The sequence below is a fragment of the Mesorhizobium sp. M0227 genome (assembly GCF_040321855.1).
Classification (GTDB): domain Bacteria; phylum Pseudomonadota; class Alphaproteobacteria; order Rhizobiales; family Rhizobiaceae; genus Mesorhizobium.
The window spans coordinates 149,919-166,144 of the sequence record NZ_JAMYSJ010000009.1 but is presented as its reverse complement, the minus strand read 5'-3'; the positions used below and the strand labels follow the sequence as shown (position 1 = coordinate 166,144).

At 60.5% G+C, this 16,226-nt stretch carries 20 protein-coding genes; 2 read left to right on the top strand and 18 right to left on the bottom strand.

The window, feature by feature from the left end; genetic code table 11:
• Positions 1-3: 3 nt before the first annotated feature.
• The 9 genes from pqqE to NKJ00_RS15135 all read right to left on the bottom strand — a co-directional run bounded on the left by pqqE (position 4) and on the right by NKJ00_RS15135 (position 7,548).
• Positions 4-1,125, bottom strand: a complete 1,122-nt coding sequence (gene pqqE, locus NKJ00_RS15170; RefSeq protein ID WP_023810379.1) for a pyrroloquinoline quinone biosynthesis protein PqqE — start codon at positions 1,123-1,125, stop codon at positions 4-6.
• Positions 1,122-1,418, bottom strand: coding sequence for a pyrroloquinoline quinone biosynthesis peptide chaperone PqqD (pqqD, locus tag NKJ00_RS15165; RefSeq protein ID WP_023810380.1), 297 nt, complete (start codon positions 1,416-1,418; stop codon positions 1,122-1,124). Before pqqD ends, pqqE begins: the two co-directional genes overlap by 4 nt.
• Positions 1,415-2,173, bottom strand: coding sequence for a pyrroloquinoline-quinone synthase PqqC (pqqC, locus tag NKJ00_RS15160; RefSeq protein ID WP_023810381.1), 759 nt, complete (start codon positions 2,171-2,173; stop codon positions 1,415-1,417). Before pqqC ends, pqqD begins: the two co-directional genes overlap by 4 nt.
• Positions 2,170-3,108, bottom strand: coding sequence for a pyrroloquinoline quinone biosynthesis protein PqqB (gene pqqB, locus NKJ00_RS15155; RefSeq protein WP_023810382.1), 939 nt, complete (start codon positions 3,106-3,108; stop codon positions 2,170-2,172). Before pqqB ends, pqqC begins: the two co-directional genes overlap by 4 nt.
• Positions 3,109-3,261: 153 nt before the next feature.
• Positions 3,262-3,357 carry a coenzyme PQQ biosynthesis protein A gene (locus tag NKJ00_RS32220; RefSeq protein WP_013532074.1) on the bottom strand — a complete coding sequence of 32 codons (96 nt, stop codon included), beginning with the start codon at positions 3,355-3,357 and terminating at the stop codon, positions 3,262-3,264.
• A 166-nt stretch (positions 3,358-3,523) separates the two neighbouring features.
• Entirely contained in the window at positions 3,524-4,084 is a 561-nt protein-coding gene (locus tag NKJ00_RS15150) for a PQQ-dependent catabolism-associated CXXCW motif protein (RefSeq protein ID WP_352610594.1), read from the bottom strand.
• Complete coding sequence (locus NKJ00_RS15145) at positions 4,081-4,974, bottom strand: quinoprotein dehydrogenase-associated putative ABC transporter substrate-binding protein (RefSeq protein ID WP_352610596.1); 894 nt, start codon at positions 4,972-4,974, stop codon at positions 4,081-4,083. The genes NKJ00_RS15150 and NKJ00_RS15145 overlap by 4 nt, the downstream gene beginning before the upstream one ends.
• The gene (locus NKJ00_RS15140; RefSeq protein WP_127327544.1) at positions 4,946-5,470 is read right to left on the bottom strand and encodes a c-type cytochrome, methanol metabolism-related; all 525 of its coding nucleotides are present in this window, start codon (positions 5,468-5,470) and stop codon (positions 4,946-4,948) included. The genes NKJ00_RS15145 and NKJ00_RS15140 overlap by 29 nt, the downstream gene beginning before the upstream one ends.
• A 176-nt stretch (positions 5,471-5,646) precedes the next feature.
• Complete coding sequence (locus tag NKJ00_RS15135) at positions 5,647-7,548, bottom strand: methanol/ethanol family PQQ-dependent dehydrogenase (protein ID WP_352610598.1); 1,902 nt, start codon at positions 7,546-7,548, stop codon at positions 5,647-5,649.
• Between the two features lie 686 nt (positions 7,549-8,234).
• On the opposite strand from NKJ00_RS15135, the gene NKJ00_RS15130 reads away from it, so the two are divergent.
• Positions 8,235-8,588 (top strand): hypothetical protein, encoded by a 354-nt coding sequence (locus tag NKJ00_RS15130; RefSeq protein WP_023810388.1) that lies wholly within the window; start codon positions 8,235-8,237, stop codon positions 8,586-8,588.
• A 118-nt stretch (positions 8,589-8,706) separates the two neighbouring features.
• Here the strand turns inward: NKJ00_RS15130 and NKJ00_RS15125 are convergent, their stop codons facing one another.
• The 6 genes from NKJ00_RS15125 to NKJ00_RS15100 all read right to left on the bottom strand — a co-directional run bounded on the left by NKJ00_RS15125 (position 8,707) and on the right by NKJ00_RS15100 (position 13,453).
• A complete protein-coding gene (locus NKJ00_RS15125; RefSeq protein WP_352610600.1) occupies positions 8,707-9,570 on the bottom strand; it encodes a quinoprotein dehydrogenase-associated SoxYZ-like carrier in 864 nt (287 codons plus the stop codon).
• A gap of 117 nt (positions 9,571-9,687) precedes the next feature.
• Complete coding sequence (locus NKJ00_RS15120) at positions 9,688-10,659, bottom strand: quinoprotein relay system zinc metallohydrolase 2 (protein WP_352610602.1); 972 nt, start codon at positions 10,657-10,659, stop codon at positions 9,688-9,690.
• Positions 10,660-10,693: 34 nt separating this feature from the next.
• The gene (locus NKJ00_RS15115) at positions 10,694-11,434 is read right to left on the bottom strand and encodes an ABC transporter ATP-binding protein (protein WP_023810391.1); all 741 of its coding nucleotides are present in this window, start codon (positions 11,432-11,434) and stop codon (positions 10,694-10,696) included.
• On the bottom strand, positions 11,403-12,227 hold the full coding sequence (locus tag NKJ00_RS15110) for an ABC transporter permease (RefSeq protein WP_031212962.1): 825 nt from the start codon (positions 12,225-12,227) through the stop codon (positions 11,403-11,405). The genes NKJ00_RS15115 and NKJ00_RS15110 overlap by 32 nt, the downstream gene beginning before the upstream one ends.
• Positions 12,224-13,210: an ABC transporter substrate-binding protein gene (locus tag NKJ00_RS15105; RefSeq protein ID WP_023810393.1), complete on the bottom strand. Its 987-nt coding sequence runs from the start codon at positions 13,208-13,210 to the stop codon at positions 12,224-12,226. Before NKJ00_RS15105 ends, NKJ00_RS15110 begins: the two co-directional genes overlap by 4 nt.
• Positions 13,211-13,243: 33 nt before the next feature.
• Positions 13,244-13,453: a hypothetical protein gene (locus tag NKJ00_RS15100; protein WP_023810394.1), complete on the bottom strand. Its 210-nt coding sequence runs from the start codon at positions 13,451-13,453 to the stop codon at positions 13,244-13,246.
• 363 nt (positions 13,454-13,816) lie between these two features.
• Here NKJ00_RS15100 and NKJ00_RS15095 point away from each other — a divergent pair, with 363 nt between their 5' ends.
• Positions 13,817-14,197 carry a c-type cytochrome gene (locus NKJ00_RS15095; RefSeq protein WP_023810395.1) on the top strand — a complete coding sequence of 127 codons (381 nt, stop codon included), beginning with the start codon at positions 13,817-13,819 and terminating at the stop codon, positions 14,195-14,197.
• A gap of 47 nt (positions 14,198-14,244) precedes the next feature.
• On the opposite strand, the gene gph is transcribed toward NKJ00_RS15095, so the two are convergent.
• The 3 genes from gph to rpe are packed head-to-tail and all read right to left on the bottom strand — an operon-like array spanning position 14,245 to position 16,208.
• Positions 14,245-14,946, bottom strand: coding sequence for a phosphoglycolate phosphatase (gph, locus tag NKJ00_RS15090; RefSeq protein WP_352440185.1), 702 nt, complete (start codon positions 14,944-14,946; stop codon positions 14,245-14,247).
• Positions 14,943-15,500: a thioredoxin family protein gene (locus tag NKJ00_RS15085; RefSeq protein WP_023810397.1), complete on the bottom strand. Its 558-nt coding sequence runs from the start codon at positions 15,498-15,500 to the stop codon at positions 14,943-14,945. The genes gph and NKJ00_RS15085 overlap by 4 nt, the downstream gene beginning before the upstream one ends.
• Positions 15,501-15,521: 21 nt before the next feature.
• Positions 15,522-16,208, bottom strand: coding sequence for a ribulose-phosphate 3-epimerase (gene rpe / locus NKJ00_RS15080; RefSeq protein WP_128303317.1), 687 nt, complete (start codon positions 16,206-16,208; stop codon positions 15,522-15,524).
• Positions 16,209-16,226 lie beyond the last annotated feature (18 nt).

Genomic DNA, 16,226 nt, shown 5'->3' with positions numbered 1-16,226 from the left:
TGGTCAGGCGGATTCGGTCATGGCGCCGATCCGCCGGTAGACGAATGGTTCTTCTCTCGAAGGGGCTGTGGCAATGCGCTTGGCTTCGTCGACCAGCATTGCCATGCGAGCATGGATCGGCGATTTCGCGCAAGCCGGGTCCGTTGCAGCGGCATCGCCGGCGATCGCCATCGCCTGGCAGCGGCAGCCGCCCCAGTCGATCTCGCGCCGCTCACAGCCGCGACAGGGTTCCTGCATCCAGTCCGTGCCGCGAAAGGCATTGAACCCCGGTGAATCGGCCCAGATCGAGGACAGCCTGCGTGGTTCGAAACGCTCGAAGCTGAGAGACGGGATCGTCTGTGCGGCATGACAGGGCAGTACGGTGCCGTCAGGCGTCACCATGAAGGCGTCACGCGCCCAGCCGCCCATGCACGGCTTGGGATAGATCGCAAAATAGTCCGGCGTCACAAAATCGATGTTGATGATGCCGGCCAACCGCTCCTGTGCCTCCGCGACGATCTCCGCCTGCCTGTCGACCGCTTCACGCTCGGGCATCAGTTGATCGCGATTGGTCAACGCCCAGCCGGCATACTGCACATTGGCGATCTCAAGCCTCTCCGCGCCCAGCGAAAGGGCGAGATCGATGAATTCCGGCACTTCCTCGATGTTATGGCGATGGATCGGTGCGTTGATGGTAAGAGGCAGACCGGCAGCGCGCGCGCGGCGTGCCGTCTCCAGCTTCTTTTCGTGGGCGCCCTTGTGGTTGCCGATGCGATCGGTGGTCGCCGGCCGCGCGCCTTGAAAGCTCAGTTGCAGATGGTCGAGACCGGCTTCGGCAAATGCCTCGATACGGCCCTCGACGATGCCAACGCCCGCGGTAATCAGATTGGTGTAGACGCCGCGCCCCGCAAGCCCGGCGATCAATTGCTCGAGGTCGCGGCGCAGTGTCGGCTCGCCGCCGGACAGATGCACCTGGAGCACTCCGAGATCGGCGGCCTCCGAGAACAGAGCGAGCCAGGTCTCTGTGTCGAGTTCGCGATTGGCCTTCAGCAGTTCGAGCGGATTGGAGCAATAAGGACATTGCAGCGGGCAGCGATGCGTCAGTTCCGCCAGCATGCCGATTGGCGGGAGGAGGGGCGTGCTCATAGCCTCACCAGCAGCTTATCCGACCATTCCTGCAGGAAGGCGATGACGTCAGTCGCCACGGCCTCCTGCTCGGCCTCGTAATCCGCGGCAAGGCCGGCAATGATGTCGCCGACCGTGGACCGTCCATCGCAGCGGCGCAATATGTCGAGACTGATATCGTTCGGCCAGAATATCTTTTCCGGTGACAGTACGGCGAATGCCTGCCGCACGGAATCGTACTGTATGCGCGCGTGCTTCGGCAGCGAAGGCACCGATCGCAACGACACCACGGCTCTTTCGCGCAGCGCCATCATTGGGCTGCCTCGGGCTGGAAGGCGCCAGGCGGTATGCTGCCCTGCTCGCCATAAGCGTGTTGAAGCGCATCAAGCATGGCCCAGAGTATATCGCATTTGAACACCAGTGCATCGATTGCCTGCTGCTGGCGCTCCGCCGTATCGGCATGGCTGAGCACGTAGGCGAGGGCGAAGCCGGCGTCACGCGAGGCTTGTTCGGGCCTTTGCCTGAAATAGGCCAGCGTATCCTCGGTGATGTAGTCGTATTTGGCCAGCATTGCCGGCACCCGCTCACCGATGATGAGTGGCGAGAACATCTCGGTCAGCGACGACGCGACCGCCTCGAACAGCGTCCGGTTTGTACAAAAGGAAAGGTAAGCGCCCACCGCGAAGCGCGTCGCCGGCAGCGCCAGCCTTTCGCTCTTCACGGCCTCGGCGTCCAGGCCGAGCGAAGTTGCCAGATGCAGCCAGCGCGCGATGCCGCCGCTCCAGCCGTCCTCGCCGTCATGATCCTCGATCCGCTTGCGCCAAGCGGCGCGAAACGCCGGATCCTCGGCATGCACGAGGATCATGGCATCCTTGCGCGGGATGACCGCCTGATAGCAATAGCGGTTCAGCGCCCAGGCCTTCATCTCGGCCTTTGACAACGCGCCGCTGGTCATCCTGTGGTGAAAGGGATGGCGATTGTGATAGCGCTCGGCGCCAACCTGCCTCAATACGGCTTCGAGAGCGCTCGTGGAGAGTCCGCCTTTGGCTGCATCGCGGAAGTCGCTCAAAATTCCATCTCCATACCGTCGTTTGCGATTTCCCAGCCTGCCGCCTTGACCGCCGCGTGCTCGGCGGAATTCTCGTCAAGGATGGGGTTGGTGTTGTTGATGTGGACGAAGACACGGCGGCTAACCTTCACATCGGCCAAGCCTGCGATCGAACCCAGTTCTCCCGAGATCGCCAGATGCCCCATGCGCGCGCCGGTTTTCTGACCGACGCCGGCGACGATCATCTCGTCGTCGGTATACACCGTGCCGTCGAACAAAAGACAGGCGGCATCGGTGAGACGCGCGCGTAAGCGCGCATCGATGCGCGCGCAGCCTGGGATATAGAAGACGGAGCCGCGGCTGCCGATGCCGGCAATTCGGACTCCGATCGTGTCACCTGCGTCGGAGCTGAAATTGGCATCCGGACGGTCTCTATCCTCCAGATAGAGTGCTATCTTCCCGGGCACGGGAAAGGGCTCGATCATTACGCCGGTATCGCGGCCTTCTGCGTCGCAGATGGCCAATTCTTTCGCCGGCGGCAGGATGCGCCGCGGCACAAGCGCTGGATCGAGAACGTTGAAAATCGAATTCGCCTCCAGCGTCGCCAGAACCTGCGCCGTTGCATAGATGGCGAAAGGCTGCCGTTCGCGCAGGCTGAGCAGTCCGGCGATATGATCGACATCGGCATTGGTCAGCACCACCGCGCGAATAGGCGTCGAGCGCAGCGGCGCATCGCCCGCAGGCTGCAGTTCAGGTGTTGCAGCGATTTGTTGGCGAATGTCGGGCGAGGCATTGAAAAGAACCCAGCCGAACCCGTCCGCAGAGGCGGCGACACTTGACTGGGTTCGTGAATGTACGCCGGCCATGCCGGTGCGAGCCGCACGACTCAGACGGTAGTTGCAGTTCCATTGCGGAAAGCCGCCGCCCGCCGCCGATCCGATGATCTTCAAATGCATGAAAATGCCCGCGCGGCGGCTTCTCTGACCTGCAGGCAATTTGCAGTCACAAAAAACGCTTCGCACGCTTTGCGTGCGTCAAAATCTTTCACGAAAATCCCATGCGGCGAGGGGATGCGCGCCCCTGTCGCCAGGGACGCGCACCTCTGCGGCCTACTTCTTGGGAGTAATTTCAGCAGGCAGATACCGTGAAATTTCGAAGCCAGCGGCAACCTGACACATGGTCGGTTTTTTCCAGTTCTTCTTCATGACATTTCTCCTCTTATACCAGCCCGAAGGGACCGATCCTGTCGTTAGTCAACCATTGCAGGGCACCGACGCAATGGCTCGTCCATCAAGTCTCAAAATGGACAAATGAAACAATAGGTTTTGAAAAGTTGAAAACAAACTATCGAGAATAATTGCAGTCCTTACTTCAATTGTTCGTTGTGTAGGGTTTTTTCTCCTCCAGTGGAAGGTTTGCATCTTCCCACCCATCAGCGCCGAGCGGATACCAGATTACCGAACTGTAGCCCCACTCGACGGCCCGTTTCGCCGCATTCCACGACATCCAGCAATTCGTCATGCAGTAGAACAGAATCGCGCGCGACTTGTCCGTCCCGGCCTTGGCCTCGAGGCCTTGGCGAAAATAGCTGGCGGTCTCCTGCGAAATAGCGCCGTATCCCACATTGGCCAGCCATATGCTGCCTGGAATGTCCTTTCTGACCTTGTCCCTCCATATCGTCCCTGCCGGCAGATTGGCCGGCTTGGGCGTGTCCGGCATCACGTCGAAGAAGATCGCCTTTTTCGCTCGCCACAGCGCTTCCGCTTCCACCGTCGTCACCACCCTCGCGCCTTGCAGCGTCCGCGGCACCGGCGCCCGATAGTCGTCCATTCGGTAACCGCTGGGTTCGGCGACATCGCCAGCCCATGTCGGCTCGGTCAGACCCAGAAGGCTCGCGGCGACCAGCAAGAAAATAGTCTCCCTTCCATTCATTGGGTAATCAGGTTGTCGTGTTCGTCGATCAGCGGCACGTTGTAGCTCAGCAGGATCCTGGTGATCTCCGCCTGGTTTTCCCTGATCACCCGGTTGAGCGTCCGCTTCCATTCCTGGTCGGACGGACGTACGCCCATGGTGATGCGGTAAGACATGCGCGAGCCGGTTTTTTCCTTCACCAGTGGAACGATCGTCACATCAGCTCCGAGTTCCCTTGCATAGTAACCTGCCATCGGACCCCAGAGCACCGCCGCATCGATCTTGTGTGCCAGCATGTCCTTGATCATGACCTCTCCCATGGATGGGGTGACGCGCGTATCCACCGCAAGCGGATAGATCTTGGCGGTCCGCAGAAGCTTGTTGGCGGCCATGTTGGCGGTTGGCGGCGTGCTTTCAACGACGCCGATCGTCTTGCCCGTGAGTCTGGGATCCTCGATCGTTTCCACGCCTTCCATAACTTTGCTTTTCGGATGCACCAGCACATAGGCGGAGCGATAGTAGGCGTTGGTGTTCTGCACCAGCTCATCGCCCTGGGCATAGCCCATGATGATGTCGCATCGGTTGGCCCCCAACGTATTGCGCACGAAGCCGGTGATCGTGGGAAACCAGGTGTAGGAGACGGACTTGCGCCCGGTTTTCGCGGCAACCAGTTCGGCCAGCTTGTTTTCGAATCCTTCGCCGCTCTTGTCGGTGAAGGGCATATTCGAGGGATCGGCGCAGACGCGCAGAATGTCGGGATCGACCAGTTCTCCCGCCGCGCCAAGGCCGGCGCTTTGCGCATGCGCGTTCGACGGCAGCAAGGCGAGTGTTCCGAGGATCGGCAGAACGACGCGCAGCTTCAATGCATCGCGGCCAATCATGTCATCCACCCATGCAGGATGCTTCGGCATCCTTCGCCGCCTGGGCCTTGTCTTCGTGCTTGGGCGGCCGTCCGCGGGGCGCCGCGCCATCTGCGCGCGCGCGCAGGTAGATGTAGAGGTCGTCCATGTAGCAATAGACATTCTTGTTGTCGCCAAAGGCAGGCATGACGTTTTCCTTGCCGCCGCCGACATTCTTGCGGCCCTCGGCGACGATCGAGAGGAACGTGCCGTAATCCATGTTTTTCAAGCTGTTGACCAAAGCCGGCGCATAGCTCGAACCTGTTGCGTCCTGCCCATGGCAGACATGGCAATCGGAGTGATACCGGCGGTAGCCGCTGAACGTGTACCAATCGACGGTTCCGTTTTCGATCTTGTAGGTCGGATTTCCATCCGCATCCAAATACTTGCCGCCTTCTTCCTTCACCGCCTTGGCTTTTTCCATGCTGTCGTCGGCCTGGGCGACGCCTGAGCTTGCCAGAGGCAGCAGAGCCAGGACCAAAGCCGAAATTACAATGCGAACGGACATTCAAACTTCCTTCATTTGCCAATGGACACGGTTTTGCTGGCGCGACCGGCATTGATCGGTGTTTTGGGTGCGTGACCGAATCGAGAGCCCGGCCATGGCTTCCGGATGATCCGGGCTCTCGTTCTTCAAGCCTTTGGTCTCACAAGACCTGAGGCGTTCTCAAGGTTCCCAGCGCATCAATCCGGGAGACCGAAGACGGTGAGCTGACCGCCCAGCGTCGTGTAGTCGGCAAGTGCAGCGTAACCGCCGACGGCACCAAGACCAGCGGTGCCAACGACCGCGGCCTCGTCGCCTTGGGCACGGCCCTGATCGACGGCGCCATGCCAGGCAGCGGCGTTATCAGGCGAAAGCAGACCGCCTGCCAGGCCGATACCTGCCCAGCCACCGACGCCGGACAGAACGGCGATGTACTGCTTGCCGCCCTGCTCGTAGGTCGTGATGTTGCCGATGATGCCGGACGGGGTCTTGAACTTGTAGAGTTCCTTGCCGTCCTTATCGACCGCCTTGATGTAGCCTTCGAGTGTACCGTAGAAGACGACGTCGCCATCTGTCGCCAACGCACCCGACCACACCGAGAACTGCTCGGGCTTCGACCAGACGATCTCGCCCTTGGCCGCATCCCAGGCAATGAAGTTGCCCATGTTGCCGTCGCCGCCAGGTGCGGGATACATCGACACGGTGGCGCCAACATAAGGCTGACCGGCGGTGTAGCTCACCTTGTAAGGCTCATAGTCCATGCAGACATGGTTGGTCGGGACATAGAACAGCCCGGTCTTCGGCGAATAGGCCGCCGGCTGCTGGTCCTTCGTTCCAAGCGCCGCCGGGCAGATGCCCGTCGAGTTGGTGTCTTCGCCGTTCTGCTGGGTCGAATATTTCGCCACGACCTGCGGGCGACCATATTGTTCGCTCTTGGGGTCCATGACGACTTCCGTCGCCCAGTTCACGGCCGGATCGTATTTCTTGGCGACGAGAAGGTCGCCGGTGGCGCGATCCATGGTGTAGGCGAAACCATTGCGATCGAAATGCACCAGCACGTCGTGCTTGGCGCCGTTGACCTCCATGCCATCGACGAGGATCATCTCGTTGATGCCGTCATAGTCCCATTCGTCATGCGGGGTCATCTGGTAGAGCCATTTGGCAACACCCGTATCCGCATCGCGGGCCATGATCGTCATCGACCAGCGATTGTCGCCGGGGCGTTGTACCGGGTTCCACGTCGAGGGATTGCCGGTGCCATAGTAGACCAGGTTCAGCTTGGGATCATAGGAATACCATCCCCATGTCGTGCCGCCGCCGGTCTTCCACTGCTCGCCTTCCCAGGTGTTCGTGCCGGAGTCCTTGCCCACCGGCTTGCCGAGATGCGTGGTCTTCTCGGGATCAATCAGGGTGTCTGCGTCCGGACCTTCCGAATAGGCTTTCCAGGCGAGTTTGCCATCTTTCAGATTGTAGGCGGCCAGCCAGCCGCGAACGCCGAATTCGGCGCCGGATACGCCGATGAGCACCTTGTCCTTGACGACGACGGGAGCAGCCGTGCCGGATTCGCCCTTGCCGCCATCGGTCTGGTCGCCGTTCTTGACCGACCAGACGACCTTGCCGGTCTTCGCGTCGAGGGCGACGACGGTGGTGTCGGCCTGATTGAGAATGATCTTGCCGTCACCATAGGCAACGCCGCGATTGACCGTATCGCAACACATGATCGGAATGACGTTGGGATCCTGCTTGGGTTCGTATTTCCAGAGGATCTTCCCGTCATTCTTGAGATCGAGCGCAAAGACATTGTTCGGGAAAGGCGTGTGAACATACATCACATCGCCGATGATAAGCGGTCCACCCTCGTGGCCTCGTAGCACGCCGGTGGAAAAGGTCCACTTGACCTGCAGGTTCTTCACATTGTCCGCAGTAATCTGGTTGAGTTTGGAATAGCGGGTGTTGGCGTAGTCACCCGTCTGCATTGCCCAGTTCTTCGAATCCGAAGCCAGCTTTGCAAGGTCCTCGTTAGCCGACGCCGTAAAGGCCGCGCCGAGCGACAGAAACGCCGCAGTGGTTAGAATATAGGTAGCTTTCGTAAATACACGCATCCGAATTCCTCCCGAGGTTCATAGTGATGAATCATTTGCTGAGCCCACAAGGGCTTGCCCAAGCGATTCACGGGGGGGAAATATTTCCGGCAGCGTGTCACGACCTAAGCCAGATGTGCAGAGGGCACCGTTACTGCCCACCTCACCTTGGCCTACGAAAGACTGTCGCCGCTCCCTAATGACGGTGACGCCCTTGAAGCCGGAAACAGAGTGAGGCTATGTCATCGCAAAACGCTAGGCAAGCAAAAAAGCCTGGGTGTTTTTTTGCACCGCAATATCGTAAATGATGCGGCGCAATATAAGGAAATAAGTAGGGTAGTATTTGTTAGATGAAGTATTTCTGATTGAGAAATAACGGTGGGCCGGATAAAATTTGATTATTTTTTGAGTTTTACATTTCACCTAAGTGTGGATTTTATTTGGAGGTATTCACTTCGATGTCTCGGCATGGCCATGTACGTGCCCCGTTGGGAAACGATAGTGAGCCAAGCATGAGATGATCGTTGGAGTTGGAGCGTGGACCGGGGCATGGGGCCCCCATGCGGAACCACCGTCGACCAGCACTGCATTCCTCCTTTGGTCGTATACGGAAGCCATGGGCGCTTGACTGACTCTGCGGCACGTTGCCAACTGCCACGGTGATCCCGACTGGGCGCATCGCGCCCAGCCCAACCGGAGGTTTTCCCGTGATCAGATATGTTGGATTTTCGACTTTGCCGCTGCTCCTTGCCGCGCCGCTGGCCTTCGCAAACCCGGCGGGCGCCGCGGGAGATTACCCGACAGCAACGATCGCCGATTACGTGCTCGGCTGCATGCAGACGAACGGCCAGACACGTCAGGCGCTGGAAAGCTGTTCCTGCTCGATCGACGTCATCGCCTCGATCCTTCCCTACGACCACTATGAGAGAGCCGAGACTTTCAAGAGCATGTCTTTGACCACAGGGGAAAACGCGGGGTTGTTTCGCGAAAGCGCACCGGCGAAGGCAGCCCGCACCGAATTGAAGCGCGCGCAGTCGGAAGCCGACGTGCGCTGCTTTTAGAGCCTGCTCCCTCCGCAAGCCGGATGGAGTACCATCCTTTGTCTGATCCTCGCGAAACGAACTCCACTTTCGGGATCGAGCTGGCAAGCAGCCGGCATTACGGCGCAAGAGGGATACTTCAGAGACCTGCTGTCTCCAGGGGCCACTGATTGCGGAATGTCTTGCCATCCGTGTCGATCGCTTCCACCTGGATTTCGCCGTTGCCGTGCACGCTGAAATCGAACCGGAAATTGGGGTCTTCCGAAATCGATATTCCACCTTCCATGGAGAGGATCGGCCGGCCGGCTTGGGAGATCGACAGTTTCTGGACAAAATGGGCCGGTATGAAATACTGGGTCAGCGGATCCCGCTGCAGGCCCGAATTATTAGGGTGCCGGATCATCAACTGCAGTTCCTCAGTCTTGGTCATCGTCTCTTTGGGCGGGAACTGGCGCAGCTTCATCTGACCCATCGTTGCGTTGGCCTCGTCCTGGTTCTTGACCGCAGGGGCGGAGCATCCGCCTGATGCCTTGACGAAGGTCTGCATCATATGGAGTTGGCCGCTCTGCGTCTCAGCGATGGCACGCAGATAGGAATAGTCGTTGACGCGCACGCGCGTCGACAGATGCGTCACGCCGGCATCCTTGCCGAGCTGGAACGTTGCCGCCACCGGTGCAGGGTTGGCATCGATGATCAAGGTAACGGATTTGATGCCGTCCGGCGCCTTGGCTGGATCGAGATAGATGTCGACGGGCACGATGGCGGCATCCTGCGCCCGCTTCGGCGCTTCGATCCTGACGACCCCGGTATCGACCAGAATTGCCCGATCGCCGAACACGTCGCCCTTCAAATCCTGCCAGATCCTATCCGAGGACGCGGTTGTTTGCTGTGCGCTGGCGGTTCCCGAGGAGCCGAGCAGCGTGCCGATGGCCAAGATGATCGCGACGAAAACGGATGCGAGCGGCAAAGCGAGCTGCCGGCTCGAGTAAGCGTGATTTTGCATTTCGATGCCTCCACCAATGCAAGAGAGGTGGTGCCCAGGCTGCGTTGAGGATAAGCCTTTGGCGACACCTTGGCAAATCGCCGTGCGTTACAGGTACCTGACGCGTGTCGGCATCGTCTATTCCCATTCGAGTTCGGCAAATGCGGCCGTTGCGTTGCGCTCGTTGTAATCGTCGAACAGGTGCCAATTATCCCGTTCGGTTTCGCCCGCGGTTTTAACTGCTTCGCGCAGCGGCGTTCCGTCGGCGATCGCCTTTCGGATATCGCGCGCCAGAATCTCGAAATAGCGTCGCTCCTCCGCCAGCGCCTGTGGCCAGTCGGCCGTTACAGGACCATGACCTGGAACGACGCGCGCGGCGTCGATCGCGGTGAGCGCATCCATCTGGCGGAGCCATCCAAGCAGTGATCCGTCGAGCGTCGGCAAGGAGCCTATGAACACGAGATCGCCGGCAAAGAGCGTTCTGGTCGCGGGATCGAACACGGTCAGGTCGTTGTCGGTGTGCGCCGCCTTCCATGCCCGCAGTTCGATCATGCGCCCGCCGAGGTCGAGTTGCAGGCGATCGTCGACCAGCATGGTCGGCGACACGATCTCGATCCCCTCCATCAGCGCCTCGCCAAGCTGTTCGCGATAGTTGTGCAGATAGAACGCGCCACGCGCCTCGAGAGCACGCGGCAGATTACGGTGACCGACGATGGTCGCGCCGATCTTCCGGAATGCCGCATTGCCGAAGATATGGTCGGGATGCATGTGGGTGTTGACCAGGAAGCGAACCGGCTTTGCTGTCAGCTTTCCGATCGCGGCGAGAAAGGCGTGCGCCTCGATGAGGCTGCCACCGCTGTCGATGACGGCAACCGCATCGGTGCCGATGACGGCGCCCAGATTGCAGATCGCACCGTCGTTGGCGGCGGTCATCAACTCATCCGCGCCCTGGAAGGCGAAGACGCCGTCGGCGATTTGTCTGACCGAGAACCGAGAACTGCCACCTGCGGCCAGAACGGCTCGTCCGAGGCAGCATGGCAGCAAGGCGGCGCTGGCGGCGGTGCAGGCGAAGCCACTCACAAGCCTGCGTCTTAGCAGATCAACCGACATGAAGGCCTCCGATATGCATTTCGCCTGCTGGCAATCAGGTGACGTCCGGAAATCTATGATGGAACGACCGCAGAAGGTCGCTCATCACCTGCGAATTGCGATGTTGCCGTGGCAGCCGTACGTCGAACACGCCGAGCACATGGGTTGGCCGCGGCGCGAGCACGATGATGCGGTCCGACAGCATCAGTGCCTCGCGTAGATTGTGCGTCACCATCAAGGCGGTCGTTGGCCGTGCCGACCACACGGTCAAAAGCAGATGCCGAAGCCGCTCGGCGGTCTGTTCGTCGAGCGAGACAAAGGGTTCGTCCAGGAAAAGCACCGCCGGCTCGGTGGCGAAAGCCCTGGCAAGTGCTGCCCTGCGCGCAAGGCCGAGCGACAGTTCGGCAGGATAGAGCGAGCGCATGCCGGCGAGGCCGAGCGTGTCGAACAGCCTGTCGAGATTTTTCGCTCTCAAGCTTTTCGGCAACGCCAGCCTGACATTCTGCTCCACCGTTCGCCACGGCAGCAGGGTCGGTTCCTGGAATACGGCGGCGATGCGGTTCGAACCTCCTTGCGGCAACTGGAAGGAGCCGGAAAAGTCTTTGTCCAAGCCAAGCAGGATACGCAGCGTCGTGGTTTTGCCGCAGCCCGACGGTCCCAGCAAGCAGGCGAATTCGCCTTGCCGGACCTCGAAGGAAAGGTCCTGAAGCGCCGTGATCGAGACGCCTCGCGCGGACCTGAAGGTCTTTTCGGCGATGTCGACCTTAAGCGGGACGACGGCGCCAACGGGTTGCATGTCGTTCAACGGGCTGCACCAGGAGAAGTTCAATGACAAGCATCACCGCCACGAAAGCCAGCGTGTAGGCAAGAATGGCGGCGACATCGAAGAGCTGGAAATAGAGATGGATCTGGAAGCCGACACCGTTCGAGCGGCCGAGCAACTCGACGACCAGGACGATCTTCCAGATGAGGGCGATGCCGGATCGCGATGCGGCGGCAAGATAGGGCTGCAATTGCGGCAGCAGGATATGGCGGATGCGTTCAAGGCGGCCGAAGCGATAGACGGTGGCCATTTCGGCGTAACTTGGATCAAGCGCCCTGGCGCCTTCGCGCATCGTCACCACGACATTCGGGATCTTGTTCACCGCCACCGCGCCGATCGCCGCCACCTCGTTGAGGCCGAACCAGATATAGCCGAGGACGATGACCACCAGCGCCGGGATGTTGAGGAACAGGATCACCCACGGGTTGAAAAAACGGTCGACGCGACGATGGCTGCCGAGCAAAACGCCGATGACGGATCCGATGATCATTGCGACGATATATGCCGCGGCGACCCGGCCGAGGGTCACGCCGAGATGGTAAAAAAGGTCGCCGCTCGCAGCCTCCCTGAGAAGCACCTGCCAGACCTGCCCAGGTCCTGGAAAGGCACGGCTTGGCCAGACACTTGCCGCAAGGTTCCACAGCAGGCAAAGCCCGAGCAGGGAGACCGCTACGGTCAGCGCGGGCATGAGTGCCGTCGCCAGATTGCGTCGGCCGGACATGGTCGGCGGGGCATCACGCGCGCCGTCGGTTCCCAATGCGGTCATTTCTCGGGGTCCTGCCAGAACGTGCCGGGCGCCATTTCCGGCGCGCTGCCGACAAGCTTCGCGCCGCCGATCGCCGCAAGCACATGGTATAGCCTGCCGGCGTCGGCCGCTTCCTCGGCGATCGACCGGCTGGGAATGCCCTGGCGGTAGCGATCGCGCAGTTTTTCCAGTTCCTTGCCTTCCGCGCGAATGATCGGCGCCAGGCGCAGCCATTCGTCATCGGATCTGGCCAGCAAGTCCTTGGCTTGCGCGGACGCCCTCACGAAACCCCTGACGGCATCGGGGTTCTCGTTGGCCCATTGGTCATGGAAGACGTAACCGAGCGCCGAAACGGGTCCCAGAGCCCCGAGCGTCTTTGCCGCGTCATTCACGCCGATCAATCGACGGAAGCCATTGGCCTCGAGACGCGCGCAAAAATGCCAGAAATTCAGCACTGCATCGAGTTCGCCCTGTATCGCCTTTTCCGAAATCAGTGGCGGCGCGCCAAAGACGATGTCGCTGGTTGCCGACAGGTCGACGCCGAGATCGCGTCTGGTCAGCGCTTGTATCAGCAGCCAACTCTTGTCGAGCGGGCCGCCGGCGACGCCGATCTTCTTGTCCTTGAGATCGGCGACCGTCCGGATCGGCGAATCCTCCTTCACCATGATCGCACCCACCGCGGTCGAATAGGGGGTCAATGTGAGGTCGCCGCCTTCGGAGCGCTGGCGCGAGACCCACAGCCAGTCGGAGACGATCATATCGATCGCGCCAGCCAGCATCGCGACGTTGGTTGCATCCTCGCCGGCGAAGTCGATGATCTCCAGACCGATCCCGTTCGCGGCATCGAATTTGTGCTGCCTTAGCGTATCGAGTTCCCAACTCACGGTTCCAAACTTCAGCACACCGAGGCGAATCCTGGCTGCCGCAACGCCCGGCCTGGTAGCAAGAACAGCGGCTGTCCCGAGAACCGCCAGACGCAACGTCATGCGCCGTGAAACCATCATGACACCTCCTCCCCAGGGTTCCGCGCTGCCAAATCAAATGGCTCGTTCCTTGTTTGGAAATGCGCATTTCCAGCGCATGACCTTGAGGGTCGGGTGTTCTTGGGACCATTTCGCGATTTCGCTGGGGGCAAGGATCATGCATTGGAACAGAGTGCCGCGGCTCTCGAAATAGAGATGTTCGTCTCGGCAATTGCTCGGATTGGCGCTGAGGCAAACCGTCAATATGAGATCGACCATGTCCATTCAGCACCTCTTGCGCGTTCCCAAACGCTCATCCCGGCGAGCTCAGCCCAACCAGAAGCGAGGGCAAAATCACCGTTTGCCGGATTTCCCGAGGTGCCAATGGAGAAACCGGAGTGAGGTCAAGCTACGCGCTCGCCGGATCACCGTCAACAAAGACGAATGGACGGGTCTGTTGAGCACCCAGGCCTCTAAACCTTTGTACGATTGACTTTCACAACATGCCAATTAGCTTCTGAATCACGCGGCGCGGCTCCACGGGAGAAGCGGATATTCCACACCACCGCGTAAGGCGCATGCCGACGGATCAAAGGATCGGCATGCGCAAATCGTCCAGGGCACCCAGACGATCAATGAGGAAATGCCATGCGCGCAATCGCATTTTTCGCAGTCATGTCCGTTGTGCCCTTCATCGCGAGCCAATCCCAGGCACAGGATGCGGCGGCGGGTGAGAAGGTCTTCGCCAAATGCAAGGTCTGCCACGTCGCCGACCAGGACAAGAACAAGGTCGGCCCGTCGTTGAACGGCGTCATAGGCCGAACGGCTGGAACACACCCGGGGTTCAGCTATTCTCAGGCGATGGTCGCGGCTGGCAAATCCGGCGTCAAATGGGATGAGCCCTCACTGAAGACCTATCTTCACGATCCCAAGGCCATGGTCAAAGGAACGAAGATGGCGTTTGTCGGCCTCAAGCAGGACGAAGACATCGCCAATGTCATTGCCTATCTGAAGCAATTCTCGAAATAGAGCGCAGCCGGCCGTTCGAATTTGCGTTCGGCCGGCGGACGCCTCAATCACGCATCGGCTTGCAGCCTCTGCATTGCCGAAGGCAGATCGAAAAGGCTGTCGCAAACAAGGTCGGCGCCAAGCTCTTCCACCGGAATGTGGCTGTAGCCGCCGCGCAACAGAATGACGGGCAAGCCGGCGGCGCGTGCGGCGCCCAGGTCAGCGCCACTGTCTCCGACCAGCAGCGCGTCACCGGCGTCGACCCCAAGCTGTGCCAACGCCAGCAGCAGGGCATCGGGCGCCGGTTTCAGGAATGTCACCGCGTCTCCGCCAACGATGGCGCCGAAATATTCCGTCAATCCGAAATGAAGCAGGATTTCGCGGGTCGCCAACTGCGGTTTGTTGGTTACCACCCCCATGCTTACCCCGCCCAAATGAAAGTGGGTGAGAGCCTCCCTGACGCCAGGCATCAGCCTTGTCAGGCCGGTCAGATGCCGGCGGTAGATAGGCGCCATGACGCGGTTGGCCTCATCGAGAGCGTTACCGAGCAGTGGCGCTCCCGACGCCGCGAAGGCTCGCTCGATCAATTTCCTGACGCCGCCGCCGATCATGGCCGTGACCTGATCCAGGCGCAGCGGCGGCAGATCGCGGCTGGCCAGCAATTCGTTGACTGCGGCCGCTATGTCCGGCGCCGAGTCGACCAGCGTGCCGTCGAGGTCGAACAGGATCGCCTTCGGCGATCGAAGCGGCCTACCTGCGCCGACGTTCATGCGGCATCCTTCCACTTGATCGAGCAGCCGATCGAGGCGATCTGGTCCAGCGGCCCGTCGCCGGTTCGGGCAACCTGCTTCATCGCCTCGAACAGATCGCGTCTCAGCCCGGGCGCTCCGGCTTCTCGTCGCGAGGCGTCCAGCCGACCGCGATATTGCAGTCCCAACTCGCTGTTGAACCCGAAGAAATCGGGAGTGCACACGGCTGCGTAATCGCGCGCCACAGTTTGGTGCTGGTCGTGCAGGTAAGGGAAGCTGAAGCCGCTCGTCGTGGCGAATAGCTTCATTTGGTCGAAGGAATCCTCCGGGTAGGCATCGGCATCGTTTGAGTTGATCGCGACAAAGCCGATACCTTCGGCCTTGAGGTCGTTGGCATCGCGCACGATACGTGAAATCACCGCCTTCACATAAGGGCAGTGATTGCAGATGAAGGCCACGACCAGGCCGTTCGGGCCGGCCTGGCTGAAGATCGAATGCGACCTGCCGTCGACGTCAGGCAAAACGGCATCGATGGCGCGCCAGCCGAAATCGCAGACAGGGGGGACGGCCGCCATGCTTGCCTCCGATGGAATGGTTTACGCGGCTTTCCGGATCGCACCGTCGGCCGCCTGTCGGATGGTTCCAATGTTGGCGCGATAGGCCGCCTCGGTGCCCCCCTTGAACACGGCCGACCCGGCGACCAGCACATTGGCGCCGGCCGCGGCGACCAGCGGGGCGGTTTCGGCCGTGACGCCGCCATCGATTTCGATGTCAATCGGGCGGTGGCCAACCAGTGCCTTGATTCGCCTGATCTTCTCGATGACCGCGGAAATGAAGGCCTGGCCGCCAAAGCCTGGATTGACCGTCATCAGAAGCACCAGGTCGAGCCTGTCGAGCACATATTCGATGGCGCTCTCCGGCGTCGAAGGATTCAGCGATACGCCGGCCTTCTTGCCGAGATTTTTGATCGCCTGCAGGGAACGATCGAGATGCGGCCCGGCCTCGGCGTGCACCGTGATGATGTCGCAGCCGGCGTCGGCGAAGGCGGCCAGATAGGGGTCGGCCGGCGCGATCATCAGATGGCAGTCGAAGACTTTGTCCGTTCGGTCGCGGATCGCCTTGATCACCGGCGGACCGAAGGTGATGTTGGGTACGAAATGCCCGTCCATCACGTCGAGATGGATCCAGTCGGCACCCGCCCGCACGACAGCTTCGACCTCGTCGCCGAGCCGCGAGAAATCCGCGGAAAGCACCGAGGGTGCGATGATTGTCCTGGTGACCATGGTCGTCGTCTCCAATCC